Below are 13,092 nucleotides of genomic sequence, written 5' to 3'. Positions count from 1 at the left end.
CTCAATAGATGATAGGGCGTTAACGTCCTCAGGAACGCCAGATGAATAATGAAGTGCTAACCCCTGTCGCGATCAAGGATGCTCAGGAACTCCCCGAAGAGATGGTGCAGACCCCGCCAGACCTGCCGCCAGCGCCCCTGCCTGCCGAACCGGTGGCAGAGACTGCGGCCCCGGCCCCTGCGCCGGCCCCGGCGATCGTCATCCCAGGCCTGGACGACAGCAGCCTGTACATTCATCGCGAACTCTCGCAGCTGCAGTTCAATATCCGTGTGCTGGAGCAGGCGCTGGACGAGAACTACCCGCTGCTCGAACGCCTCAAGTTCCTGTTGATCTTCTCCAGCAACCTCGACGAATTCTTCGAGATCCGCGTCGCCGGCCTGAAGAAGCAGATCAACTTTGCCCGTGAACAGGCCGGTGCCGACGGCCTGCAGCCGCACCAGGCGCTGGCGCGTATCAGCGACCTGGTGCACAGCGAAGTGGAGCGCCAGTACGCGATCCTCAACGACGTGCTGCTGCCCGAGCTGGAAAAGCACCATATCCGCTTCATCCGCCGGCGTTACTGGACGCCCAAGCTCAAGACCTGGGTGCGCCGCTACTTCCGCGACGAAATCGCCCCGATCATCACCCCGATCGGCCTCGACCCGACCCACCCGTTCCCGCTGCTGGTGAACAAGAGTCTCAACTTCATCGTCGAGCTCGAGGGTGTCGACGCCTTCGGCCGCGATTCGGGCCTGGCGATCATCCCGGCCCCGCGCCTGCTACCGCGGGTCATCCGGGTGCCGGAAGAGGTGGGTGGGCCGGGCGCCAACTATGTGTTCCTGTCGTCGATGATCCACGCGCACGCCGACGACTTGTTCCAGGGCATGAAGGTGAAGGGCTGCTACCAGTTCCGCCTGACCCGTAACGCCGACCTGGCGCTGGACTCCGAAGAGGTCGATGACTTGGCCCGCGCCCTGCGCGGCGAGCTGTTCTCGCGCCGCTACGGTGACGCCGTTCGCCTGGAAGTGGCCGACACCTGCCCGAAACACCTGTCGGACTACTTGCTCAAACAGTTCAGCCTCAGCGAAAGCGAGCTTTACCAGGTCAACGGCCCGGTCAACCTTACCCGCCTGTTCAGCATCACTGGCCTGGACAGCCACCCCGAGTTGCAGTACACGCCGTTCACCCCGGCGATCCCCAAGCTGCTGCAGAACGCCGACAACATATTCAGCGTGATCGGCAAGCAGGATATCCTGCTGATGCACCCGTTCGAGTCCTTCACCCCGGTGATCGACCTGCTGCGCCAGGCCGCCAAGGACCCGCACGTGCTTGCCGTGCGCCAGACCCTGTACCGTTCCGGGGCCAACTCGGAAATCGTCGATGCGCTGGTGGACGCGGCGCGTAACGGCAAGGAGGTCACTGCGGTGATCGAGTTGCGGGCGCGCTTCGACGAAGAGTCCAACCTGCAGATGGCCAGCCGCCTGCAAGCGGCCGGTGCGGTGGTGATCTACGGCGTGGTCGGCTTCAAGACCCACGCCAAGATGATGCTGATTCTGCGCCGAGAGCACGGCGAGATCGTGCGTTATGCGCACCTGGGCACCGGTAACTACCACGCCGGCAACGCCCGCCTGTATACCGACTACAGCCTGCTGACCTCCGACGACGCCCTCACCGAGGACGTCGGCAAGCTGTTCAGCCAGTTGATCGGCATGGGCAAGACCCTGCGCATGAAGAAGCTGCTGCACGCGCCGTTCACCCTGAAGAAGGGCATGCTCGACATGATCGCGCGGGAAACCCAGTTTGCCCTCGAAGGCAAGCCGGCGCATATCATCGCCAAGTTCAACTCGCTGACCGACGCGAAGGTCATCAAGGCGCTGTACAAGGCCAGCCAGTCGGGCGTGAAGATCGACCTGGTGGTGCGTGGCATGTGCTGCCTGCGCCCAGGCATTCCGGGGGTTTCGCACAACATCCAGGTGCGCTCGATCATCGGCCGCTTCCTCGAGCACACGCGGGTGTTCTACTTCCTCAATGGCGGCGAAGAGCAGATCTACCTGTCCAGTGCCGACTGGATGGAGCGCAACCTCGACAAGCGCGTCGAAACCTGCTTCCCGGTGGAAGGCAAGAAGCTGTTGCTGCGGGTGAAGAAGGAGCTGGAAGGCTACCTGACCGATAACACCCACGCCTGGACCCTGCAGCCGGACGGGCGCTATGTGCGCAGCACGCCGACCGGCAACCAGAACCCGCGCAGTGCCCAGGCGACCCTGCTGGAGCGCCTGAGCAACCCGGTCCTCAACGTACGCTGAGGACGAAGCCGACCCGGGCCAGCCACTCCGCCTCGTTGGCGAAGTCGGCCTGGGTCAGCTGGTTCTGTTCCAGCCAGCCCTCCGGGAAGGCGACATCGAGGCTGCTGTCGGCAGCCTTGAGCTCGACCTTCGGCATCTGCTGATTGCCACGGATGTGGTGGAACAGGATGGCGAAGCGCAGCAGCACGCACAGGCGCAGCAGCTTGACTCCTTCCTCGCCCAGTTCGGCGATCTTGTCCTTTGGGATGTTGCGGCGATGGCCGCGTACCAGCAAGGCCATCATCTGCTGGTCCTCGCGGGAGAAGCCCGACAGGTCGGAGTGCTCGATCAGGTAGGCGCCGTGCTTGTGGTAATGGTAGTGGGCGATATCCAGGCCGATTTCGTGCACTTTCGCCGCCCAGCCCAGTAGATCGCGCCAGTTCCCGTCTTTGAGGTCCCACGCGTCGGCCACCTGGTCGAAGGCGTGCAATGCCTTGCGCTCGACGCGCGCGGCCTGGCCCTGATCCACGTGGTAGCGCTCCATCAGCGAGTTCAGGGTGCGTTCGCGCACGTCTTCGTGGTGGTGGCGGCCCAGCAGGTCGAACAGCACGCCTTCGCGCAGGGCGCCGTCGCAGTGGTCCATGCGCTGCAGTTCCAGGGCATCGAAGATCGCTTCGAGAATCGCCAGGCCCGCCGGGAAGATGGTGCGGCGGTCCGGCTTGACGCCTTCGAAGTCGATCTTGTCGACCTCTCCCAGCTTGAACAGCTTGCGTTTGACCCAGGCCAGCCCTTCGGCGTTGACCTCGCCATTGCCCAGGCCGCCTGCCTTGATGGCGGCGCCGATGGCACGAATGGTACCGGACGAGCCGATGGCCTCGTCCCAGGTCAGGCGGTGCAGGGCATTCTCGATGCTCATCAGCTCCAGGCGCGCGGCGGTGTAGGCCTGGGCGTAGCGGGCCGGGGTTATCTTGCCGTCGCGGAAGTAGCGCTGGGTGAAGCTTACACAGCCCATCTGAAGGCTTTCGCGCAGCAGCGGCTCGAAGCGCTGGCCGATGATGAACTCGGTACTGCCGCCGCCGATATCGGCCACCAGGCGCTTGCCGGGGGTGTCGGCCAGGGTGTGCGACACGCCCAGGTAGATCAGGCGCGCTTCTTCACGGCCGGAGATCACCTCGACCGGGTGGCCAAGGATGGCTTCGGCGCGCTGGATGAATTCGTTGCGGTTGCGCGCTTCGCGCAAGGCGTTGGTACCGACGATGCGCACGGAGCCTGCCGGCATGCCGTTGATCAGTTGGGAAAAGCGCTTGAGGCAATCCAGGCCTCGTTCCATTGCCTCTTCGCTGAGCATGCGTTCTTCGTCGATGCCGGCGGCCAGTTGAACCTTCTCGCCGAGCCGCTCGAGAATGCGGATTTCGGTATGGTGGGCCTTGGCCACGACCATGTGGAAGCTGTTGGAGCCAAGGTCGATGGCGGCGATCAGGGACAAGTTCTTCGCGATGGTATGCGGCATGATCTGGTTGTTCTCGGTCGTTAACCCGGCAATCGTGCCACGATAGCAGGCTGTCGCCAACGCGTGGCACACAGCCGTTGAGCTGGCCTTGATGCAAGGCAATGTGCCATTCGATGCTATGACGTTTGCATGACAGTTTCGATTCGTGGCGTCTTGCACAACTATAGTTACACTCAATCGTCCGCGGCTTCCTGTAGGAGACGGGTGCGGCTATGATGGGCAACGTTTTTTATTGCTTACGACCTTGGAGATTTCCATGAGCGACAAAATCAAACACGTCACCGACGCCAGCTTCGAAGCCGACGTACTGCAGGCTCAAGGCCCGGTGCTGGTCGACTACTGGGCTGAATGGTGCGGCCCATGCAAGATGATCGCTCCGGTTCTGGACGACATCGCTGCCACCTACGAGGGCAAGCTGACCGTCGCCAAGCTGAACATCGACGAGAACCAGGAAACCCCGGCCAAGCACGGCGTGCGTGGTATCCCGACGCTGATGCTGTTCAAGAACGGCAACGTCGAAGCCACCAAGGTCGGCGCCCTGTCCAAATCGCAGCTGGCCGCGTTCCTCGACGCCCACCTGTGATGTAAAAAAGCCCCGCAGATGCGGGGTTTTTTTTGCCTCTGCAAAGGCAGTCTTGCCCATGTAGGAGCAGCCTTGTGCTGCGAAAGGGCCGGTAAGGCTGACGTTGTCGCTGCGGTTGATGGCCTCTTCGCAGCACAAGGCTGCTCCTACGGGCAGGTGTGTTGCAGCTGAAAATGGCAGGGCAAAACCACTAGACGCAGAAAAAAGCAAGTGTTACATTCGGCCTCGCACTGCTTCTCCAGTGCCCTCTACACGCCGTCGCCGAAGCATCCCTAATTCGAATCAGTACGCGATCTTGTCGCCATCTAGCGGCGCGGCCTCATTAAGCCAGAAGCTTAATTCTCCCTTCTTACATGATTACGTCATTCCCCTTATGAACCTGACTGAACTCAAGCAAAAGCCGATTACCGATCTTTTGGAAATGGCCGAACAGATGGGCATCGAAAACATGGCCCGTTCGCGCAAACAGGACGTGATTTTCGCCCTGCTGAAGAAGCACGCGAAAAGCGGCGAAGAGATCTCGGGTGACGGCGTGCTGGAGATTCTCCAGGATGGTTTCGGTTTCCTGCGTTCGGCTGATGCGTCCTACCTGGCCGGCCCTGACGATATCTACGTCTCGCCCAGCCAGATCCGCCGCTTCAACCTGCGTACCGGCGACACCATCGTCGGCAAGATCCGCCCGCCGAAGGAAGGGGAGCGTTACTTCGCCCTGCTGAAGGTCGACACCATCAACTTCGACCGCCCGGAAAACGCGAAGAACAAGATCCTGTTCGAAAACCTGACGCCGCTGTTCCCGAACAAGCGCCTGAAGATGGAAGCCGGTAACGGCTCCACCGAAGACCTGACCGGCCGCGTCATCGACCTGTGCGCCCCGATCGGCAAAGGCCAGCGTGGCCTGATCGTTGCTCCGCCGAAAGCGGGCAAGACGATCATGTTGCAGAACATCGCGGCCAACATCACCCGTAACAACCCCGAGTGCCACCTGATCGTTCTGCTGATCGACGAGCGCCCGGAAGAAGTGACCGAAATGCAGCGCACCGTGCGCGGCGAAGTGGTTGCCTCCACCTTCGACGAGCCGCCAACCCGCCACGTGCAGGTTGCCGAAATGGTAATCGAGAAGGCCAAGCGCCTGGTCGAGCACAAGAAGGATGTGGTCATCCTGCTGGACTCCATCACCCGTCTGGCGCGTGCCTACAACACCGTGATCCCGAGCTCCGGCAAGGTACTGACCGGTGGTGTCGACGCCCACGCCCTGGAGAAGCCGAAGCGCTTCTTCGGCGCCGCGCGTAACATCGAGGAAGGCGGTTCGCTGACCATCATCGCTACCGCGCTGGTCGAAACCGGCTCGAAGATGGACGAAGTGATCTACGAAGAGTTCAAGGGCACCGGCAACATGGAGCTGCCTCTGGACCGCCGCATCGCCGAGAAGCGCGTGTTCCCGGCCATCAACATCAACCGCTCCGGTACCCGCCGCGAAGAGCTGCTGACTGCCGACGACGAGCTGCAGCGCATGTGGATCCTGCGCAAGTTGCTGCACCCGATGGACGAAATCGCCGCCATTGAGTTCCTGGTCGACAAGCTCAAGCAGACCAAGACCAACGACGAGTTCTTCCTGTCGATGAAGCGCAAGTAAGCGTTTCAGGCCGGATTTGATTGGGGCTGCTTCGCAGCCCATCGCCGGCAAGCCAGCTCCCACAGGTACTGTACAGCTCTTGAAGCTTGTGCGGACTCTGTGGGAGCTGGCTTGCCGGCGATGGGGCGCGAAGCGGCCCCAAGTCATTTTTGGCCATTGGGTACTGAACGGCGCTACACTCTGCACCCCCGACCGATACGGCCAACATGAGGCTTCTGCATGCAGTATCGCGACTTGCGCGACTTCATCCGTGGCCTGGAACAGCGCGGCGAGCTCAAGCGCATCCAGGTTCCGATCTCCCCCGTCCTGGAAATGACCGAGGTCTGCGACCGCACCTTGCGTGCCAAGGGCCCTGCATTGCTGTTCGAAAAGCCCACCGGCTTCGACATCCCGGTGCTGGGCAACCTGTTCGGCACCCCGGAACGTGTGGCCATGGGCATGGGCGCCGAGTCGGTCGATGAACTGCGGGAAATCGGCAAGCTGCTGGCCTTCCTCAAGGAGCCCGAGCCGCCGAAGGGTCTGAAGGATGCCTGGTCCAAGCTTCCGATCTTCAAGAAAGTCGTGTCGATGGCGCCGAAAGTGGTCAAGGACGCGGTGTGTCAGGAAGTGGTCATCGAGGGCGATGACGTCGACCTCGGCGCTCTGCCAATCCAGCACTGCTGGCCGGGCGACGTGGCACCGCTGATCACCTGGGGCCTTACCGTCACCCGCGGCCCGAACAAGGACCGTCAGAACCTGGGCATCTACCGCCAGCAGGTTATCGGCCGCAACAAGGTCATCATGCGCTGGCTCAGCCACCGTGGCGGCGCCCTGGACTACCGCGAATGGTGTGAGAAGAACCCTGGCCAGCCGTTCCCGGTCGCCGTGGCCCTGGGCGCCGACCCGGCCACCATCCTCGGCGCCGTGACCCCGGTGCCGGACACCCTCTCCGAGTATGCCTTCGCCGGCCTGCTGCGTGGCAACCGCACCGAACTGGTCAAGTGCCGGGGCAGCAACCTGCAGGTACCGGCCACCGCCGAAATCATCCTGGAAGGCGTGATCCACCCGGGCGAAATGGCCCCGGAAGGCCCGTATGGCGACCACACCGGCTACTACAACGAAGTGGACAGCTTCCCGGTGTTCACCGTGGAGCGCATCACCCATCGGCAGAAACCGATCTACCACAGCACCTACACCGGCCGGCCGCCAGATGAGCCGGCGATCCTCGGCGTGGCGCTGAACGAAGTGTTTGTGCCGATCCTGCAGAAGCAGTTCCCGGAAATCGTCGATTTCTATCTGCCACCGGAAGGCTGCTCGTATCGCATGGCGGTGGTGACCATGAAGAAGCAGTACCCGGGCCACGCCAAGCGCGTGATGCTGGGTGTGTGGTCGTTCCTGCGACAGTTCATGTACACCAAGTTCGTTATTGTCACCGATGACGATATCAATGCCCGTGACTGGAATGACGTGATCTGGGCCATCACCACACGCATGGACCCCAAGCGTGATACGGTGATGATCGACAACACCCCGATCGACTACCTGGACTTCGCGTCACCGGTATCCGGGCTGGGGTCGAAGATGGGCCTGGATGCCACGCACAAGTGGCCGGGCGAGACTACACGCGAATGGGGACGGGTCATCGTCAAGGACGAAGCCGTCACCCGCCGTATCGATGAGCTGTGGGATCAGTTGGGAATAGATTGATGCAGGTAACGTTGCAGCCGTCCGGGGCGGTGCTGGCGCTCGAACCCGGGGAACGGATCCTGGATGGAGCGCGGCGGCTGGGCTATGACTGCCCGAACAGCTGCCGCAATGGCAATTGCCATGTCTGCGCCGCGTTGTTGGTCGAAGGCCGGGTACGCCAGGACGGCGAAGTCCGCGACCATGGCGAGCTGTTCACCTGTATTGCCGAACCGCTGGAGGACTGCGTGTTGCTCTGGGATGGTGTGCTCGCCCTTGGCGAGCTGCCGGTGCGCAAACTGGCGTGCAGTGTCAGTGAGTGCGTCGAGGTCGGTGGCGACGTCTGGCGCGTGCGGTTGCGCGCGCCGGCTGGCAGGCCGCCGCGCTATCACGCGGGGCAGTACCTGATGATCGAGCGCGAAGGCGGCAAGCAGGCGGCGTTTTCGCTGGCTTCCGCACCCCATGCCGGACGCGAGCTGGAGCTGCATGTGCTGGCGCGCGAGCCCAGTGCGCTGCAACTTATCGAGCAGCTCAAGCGCGACGGCCTGGCGCGCATTGAAATGCCGTTCGGTGACACCCACCTGGCCGAGTTGCCCGATGGGCCGCTGGTGCTAATCGCTGCTGGCACCGGCATGGGTCAGATGCACAGCCTGGTCGAGCATTGCCGGGCACAGGGTTTCAAGCACCCGGTGCACCTGTACTGGGGCGTGCGTCGGCCCGAGGACTTCTACCAGATCGAGCACTGGGACGAGTGGCAGCGCCTGCCCAACCTGTTCCTGCACCAGGTGGTCAGCGACCTGTGCGGTTGGGAAGGCCGTTGCGGCATGCTGCATGAGGCGGTCTGCGAAGACATCGCCGATCTCAACAGCGTGCATGTATATGCCAGCGGCTCCCCGAACATGATCTATGCCACGCTCGACGCCTTGGTCGAAGCCGGCATGGATGCGCATCGCATGCGTGCCGATGTGTTTGCCTACGCACCGCGCGGCTAATAACTGGAGTTTGAAAGTATTGGTATAAGGCGGTAATTGTTACCGCCTTGGCTAATAACTTTCACAGTTGCTGAAACAGTACTTTCCAGTCGTCGGGAGCGAGGATGAAACTCTGGCGCGAGGGCTTGAGTATTCCTGCACTTCTGTCCTATGGTTACTGCAAGCGCCCTTGGTACAGAGGCTGGGGGCGCATCGTAATCGAATCTCGCTACATCCGTAGTTCACAGGGATAATGGCGGCAGCTTATGTCGGCACTTGAAAGTATGTCCTGGGAAGTTTCATATCCACCGACACTCGACTTCGGTCAGCAACATACTCGCGAACAGTTGTTCAATTCCATGAAGACAACCATGTCTCGCCATCAGGGTGGGCCGGTGTGGCTGTTCGCCTATGGTTCGTTGATCTGGCGACCGGAGTGCAACTCGGTGGAGCGCCAGCGCGCGCGGGTGCATGGTTACCACCGTGGCTTGTACCTGTGGTCGCATGAGCACCGTGGCACCCCGGAAACCCCTGGCCTGGTGTTCGGCCTGGACCGTGGTGGCTCCTGCAGCGGTTTTGCCTACCGGCTGGATGACAGCAGCCTGGACGATTCGCTGATGGCCTTGTGGCAGCGCGAGATGCCGTACCCGGCGTACCGGCCGCACTGGCTCAGCTGCCGGTTGGGTGATGGCAGCAAGGTGCAGGCCCTGGGTTTCGTGCTGGAGCGGCATTTGCCGTGCTATGCCGGGAACCTGCCGGACACCCTGCTAAGCCAGATCCTGGCCAGTGCCAAGGGGCGCTATGGCACTACGCGTGATTATGTCGAACAGACCTTGAATGCCCTGCGCAGCCACCAGATGCCCGATCGCAACCTGGAGGCGCGGTTCAGGCGCTGCCATAACCTGCGCGAAGTCTGATTGGCCTGCACCAGCCTCTTCGCGGGCACGCCCGCTCCCACAGGTACTCCACTGGCCTTGGACACTGTGGAGATCCTGTGGGAGCCGGCTTGCCGGCGATAGGGCCCTGACAGGCAACAGATTTCTCAATCCTTACCTGGCCAGCACCACCAACTTACCCACAGCCTGACGCTGCCCCAACTTTTCAATGGCAGCCCCTGCCTCAGCCAGTGGATAAGTCTGCGACACCAGCGGCTTCAACTTGCCTTCGGCATGCCATGCAAACAGCTGCCGGAAGTTGGCCGCATTGTCCTCCGGCTGACGCTGGGCAAACGCCCCCCAGAATACCCCGAGCACCGCCGCACCCTTGAGCAACACCAGGTTGGACGCCAGCTGCGGGATGGTCCCGCTGGCAAAGCCCACCACCAGCAACCGGCCATTCCAGGCCAGCCCGCGCACGGCCTGCTCGAACAACTCGCCACCCACCGGGTCGTAGATCACGTCTACGCCCTGGCCACCGGTCAGGCGCTTGATCTCGTCACGCAGGCTGGCCTGGCTGTAGTCGATCAGTTCATCCGCGCCGGCTGCCTTGGCCACGGCCAGTTTTTCCGCACTGCTGGCGGCCGCGATCACCCGCGCGCCCATGGCCTTGCCGATCTCCACCGCCGCCAGGCCGACCCCGCCGGACGCACCCAGCACCAACAGCGTCTCGCCCGCCTGCAACTGGCCGCGCTGGCGCAGGGCGTGCATGGAGGTTCCGTATGTCATGCCGAATGCCGCGGCAGTGGTGAAGTCCATGCTCGCCGGGATCGGCAACACATTGTAGAACGGCACCGCCACCTGCTCGGCGAATGCACCCCAGCCGGTCAGCGCCATGACCCGGTCACCGACCTTGAACGCGCCGGCCTTTTCCCCGACTGCGGCCACCACGCCCGCTGCCTCGCCGCCGGGGGAGAACGGCAACGGTGGCTGGAACTGGTACTTGCCTTCAATGATCAGGGTGTCGGGGAAGTTGACCCCTGCGGCCTGCACATCCAGCAGGATCTCGTTTTTCTTCGGCACCGGGCTGGCTACCTCTTCCAGCACCAGGTCGCGCGCCGGGCCCAGGGTTTTGCACAACACAGCTTTCATCGGGGCTATTCCTTTGCGGGTCGTGGCCGATAAGTGTAGGAGGGCCGCCTGCCCGGTCAACGAGCATGGGGCGCCCTGATGTGCAGGCATAAGTGGCGGCACAAGCACGGGCTTGGGTTTGAGCGGCATGCTGGGTAAGCTGGCACCAACTGTATTGAGGAGCGAATTCTTGAAAGCGTGGATCTTGATGGTGCTGGCGCTGCTGCTGCCGGCTGCGGCCATGGGCGAGGAAGCCAAGGAAGGGGCGCCGAAAGTCGCCTACATCAGCCTGAGTCCGCCCTTTGTGGGCAACTACGCCCTCGACGGTAGCCCGCGGCTGCGCGTGTACAAGGCCGACGTGGCCCTGCGCGTGACCGGCGACGAAGCCGCCAAGGCGGTGAAGCACCACGAGCCGCTGATCCGCAACCAGCTGGTGGCGCTGTTCACCCAACAGTCGGTGGACAGCATGAGCAACGTCGAGGCCAAGGAGCATCTTCGCCAGGAAGCGCTGAAACAGGTGCAGCAGGTGATGGAAGCCGAAGAAGGCAAGCCGATCGTTGAAGACCTGCTATTCAACAACCTGATCGTGCAGTGATCTGAAGCATTGTGAGGTCGATTGCTGGTGAGCTGGATTGAAGTCAGGCTTACCACGGTTGTAGGACTTTTCCGTCTTTCCTGTAAGCCCGCCAGTTTTCGGTTTCTGAAGCCAAGGCCGAGCTAAATTGTGCCTTGTCTTCAGTTGCTTGAGAGTGTTGGCAATGCCTTTGAAGTACCAGCCGAAAGAGGCGACTGTACTGATGTGCGACTTTTCAGGCTTTCAAGTGCCTGAAATGATCAAGGTGCGCCCCGTTGTCGTTCTTCGCAAGCACAGTCAAAACCGTCAGTTGGTGACGATAATCCCACTGAGCACCACCGCACCGGATCAACTGACAAGGCATCACGTTGTGCTGCCGAGTTATCTGCCTGGCCCGGCCCCGACATGCTGGGCCAAGTGCGACATGATCTACACGGTAGCTACCTCCAGACTGGACAGATGTCGGATCAGATCGCGCCAGGGCGGTGGTCGGGAATACATGACCTTTACAATGCGGCCGGAGCACTTCGCCGCCGTGAGGGCTGCTGTTGGTTTTACGCTGGGTTTCTCACATCCAGCAACAGTGCAGTCTGTTGGCAATGTAACGCTCGATGCGTGATAATGGGCCCGTTCCCGTAAGGGGCTTGCAAGACTCTGCGGATCCTGGTTCAACCAGCAATTACAGAGCCGGGCAGGTGTACGGCGATGACAAGCCGACCTGTCTGTGAGTAGGGCGCCGAAAGGCGCCCTTTGTCTTTGTGCTAGATACCAATTTGGATCAGGACGCCAGGCTTCGGCGAAACCGCGCCAGCGCCACGCCGAAGAACACCAGCCCGATCACGGCCAGCGCCAGGATGTCCGGCCACACCACCGTCCAACCGGCATCACGAAACAGAATTGCGGCGCCAAGGCTGACAAAGTGCGTCGACGGCGACCCCTGCATGACCCACTGCAGCCACTGCGGCATGCTGTCCAGCGGTGTGCTGCCGCCGGACAGCAACAGCATCGGGATGATCACCGGGATCGCCAGCAGGCCGAATTGTGGCGTCGAGCGCGCCAGGGTGGCGAGGAAGATGCCCAGTGCGGTACTGGCGAACAGGTAGAGCGCCGTCACGGCCAGGAACAGGCCCATCGAACCGGACAGCGGCACGCCAAGCGCGCCCTTGACCACCACCACCAGCGAAATCCAGGTACAGATCACCACTACCAGCGCGTTGCTGGCAATCTTCGCCAGCATGATTTCCAGCGCGGTCAGCGGTAGCACCAGCAGGTGGTCGAGGGTGCCGTGCTCGCGCTCGCGCAGCAACGCGGTGCCGGTGAGGATGATCGCCAGTATGGTGATGTTGTTGACGATCTGGATCACCGCAAGGAACCAGCCGCCCTCCAGGTTGGGGTTGAACAGAGCCTTGGCGTTTATTATCACCGGGCTCTGTGTGTTGCTGCGCTGGCTGTAGTCGAGCAACTCGCGTTCGAAGATGCGGCCGATGTAGCCGGCACCCATGAACGCCTGGCTCATGGCCGTGGCGTCGACATAGATCTGCAGTTCCGGCGAGCGCCCGGCCAGCAGGTCGCTCTGGAAGTTCACCGGCACGTTGATCACGAAGGTGTACTGGCCGCTGTCCATGGCCTGGTCCAGACGCTGCGGGGCCAGTGGCACGGCGGGCTGGAACTCGGGTGGTTGCAGGGCTTCACCAAGCTTGCGCGATAGCAGGCTGTGGTCTTCGTCCACCATCGCGACACTGGCGTTGTGCACGCCGATCACCGAGCCGGCTGCCGGCATGTAGATGGCCACACTGAAGGCATACAGCAGGAACAGCAGTAGCACGCTGTCATGGCGCAGGCTGGTCAGCTCTTTCAGGCCAAGACGCAGGGTGTGGTTCAGGCGTGACATA

Annotated in this window: 11 protein-coding genes; 8 read left to right on the top strand and 3 right to left on the bottom strand. The window is 62.1% G+C overall.

Annotated elements, in window-relative coordinates; translation table 11 throughout:
- The first annotated feature begins 41 nt into the window (after positions 1-41).
- Positions 42-2,282: a polyphosphate kinase 1 gene (gene ppk1 / locus ACK56M_RS28250; protein ID WP_013974735.1), complete on the top strand. Its 2,241-nt coding sequence runs from the start codon at positions 42-44 to the stop codon at positions 2,280-2,282.
- Here the strand turns inward: ppk1 and ppx are convergent.
- On the bottom strand, positions 2,269-3,771 hold the full coding sequence (ppx, locus tag ACK56M_RS28245) for an exopolyphosphatase (RefSeq protein WP_004375529.1): 1,503 nt from the start codon (positions 3,769-3,771) through the stop codon (positions 2,269-2,271). The genes ppk1 and ppx overlap by 14 nt on opposite strands.
- 256 nt (positions 3,772-4,027) lie before the next feature.
- Between ppx and trxA the strand changes: the two genes are divergently transcribed.
- The 5 genes from trxA (at position 4,028) to ACK56M_RS28220 (ending at position 9,537) form a co-directional block, all read left to right on the top strand.
- On the top strand, positions 4,028-4,354 hold the full coding sequence (gene trxA / locus ACK56M_RS28240; RefSeq protein WP_012274768.1) for a thioredoxin TrxA: 327 nt from the start codon (positions 4,028-4,030) through the stop codon (positions 4,352-4,354).
- A 373-nt stretch (positions 4,355-4,727) separates the two neighbouring features.
- Entirely contained in the window at positions 4,728-5,987 is a 1,260-nt protein-coding gene (gene rho, locus ACK56M_RS28235) for a transcription termination factor Rho (protein WP_003253661.1), read from the top strand.
- Between the two features lie 219 nt (positions 5,988-6,206).
- Positions 6,207-7,673, top strand: a complete 1,467-nt coding sequence (gene ubiD, locus ACK56M_RS28230; RefSeq protein ID WP_013974733.1) for a 4-hydroxy-3-polyprenylbenzoate decarboxylase — start codon at positions 6,207-6,209, stop codon at positions 7,671-7,673.
- Complete coding sequence (locus ACK56M_RS28225; protein ID WP_013974732.1) at positions 7,673-8,641, top strand: CDP-6-deoxy-delta-3,4-glucoseen reductase; 969 nt, start codon at positions 7,673-7,675, stop codon at positions 8,639-8,641. Before ubiD ends, ACK56M_RS28225 begins: the two co-directional genes overlap by 1 nt.
- Positions 8,642-8,886: 245 nt before the next feature.
- Positions 8,887-9,537 (top strand): gamma-glutamylcyclotransferase, encoded by a 651-nt coding sequence (locus ACK56M_RS28220; protein WP_043935995.1) that lies wholly within the window; start codon positions 8,887-8,889, stop codon positions 9,535-9,537.
- Between the two features lie 132 nt (positions 9,538-9,669).
- Here the strand turns inward: ACK56M_RS28220 and ACK56M_RS28215 are convergent, their stop codons facing one another.
- The gene (locus ACK56M_RS28215) at positions 9,670-10,647 is read right to left on the bottom strand and encodes an NADPH:quinone oxidoreductase family protein (protein ID WP_411959172.1); all 978 of its coding nucleotides are present in this window, start codon (positions 10,645-10,647) and stop codon (positions 9,670-9,672) included.
- 169 nt (positions 10,648-10,816) lie between these two features.
- On the opposite strand from ACK56M_RS28215, the gene ACK56M_RS28210 reads away from it, so the two are divergent.
- Together ACK56M_RS28210 and ACK56M_RS28205 are read left to right on the top strand one after the other, a co-directional pair.
- The gene (locus ACK56M_RS28210; protein ID WP_003259380.1) at positions 10,817-11,221 is read left to right on the top strand and encodes a flagellar basal body-associated protein FliL; all 405 of its coding nucleotides are present in this window, start codon (positions 10,817-10,819) and stop codon (positions 11,219-11,221) included.
- A gap of 163 nt (positions 11,222-11,384) precedes the next feature.
- Complete coding sequence (locus tag ACK56M_RS28205; protein ID WP_043935993.1) at positions 11,385-11,819, top strand: type II toxin-antitoxin system PemK/MazF family toxin; 435 nt, start codon at positions 11,385-11,387, stop codon at positions 11,817-11,819.
- Between the two features lie 159 nt (positions 11,820-11,978).
- Here ACK56M_RS28205 and ACK56M_RS28200 read toward each other — a convergent pair whose 3' ends face one another.
- Entirely contained in the window at positions 11,979-13,091 is a 1,113-nt protein-coding gene (locus ACK56M_RS28200; RefSeq protein ID WP_054573424.1) for an ABC transporter permease, read from the bottom strand.
- Between the last annotated feature and the right edge of the window lies 1 nt (position 13,092).

Origin of the sequence: Pseudomonas sp. s4, from assembly GCF_046764235.1 — a bacterium.
GTDB lineage: Bacteria > Pseudomonadota > Gammaproteobacteria > Pseudomonadales > Pseudomonadaceae > Aquipseudomonas > Aquipseudomonas asiatica.
Note: the sequence above shows the minus strand (reverse complement) of the source record. Positions and strands in the feature narration are given on the sequence as shown.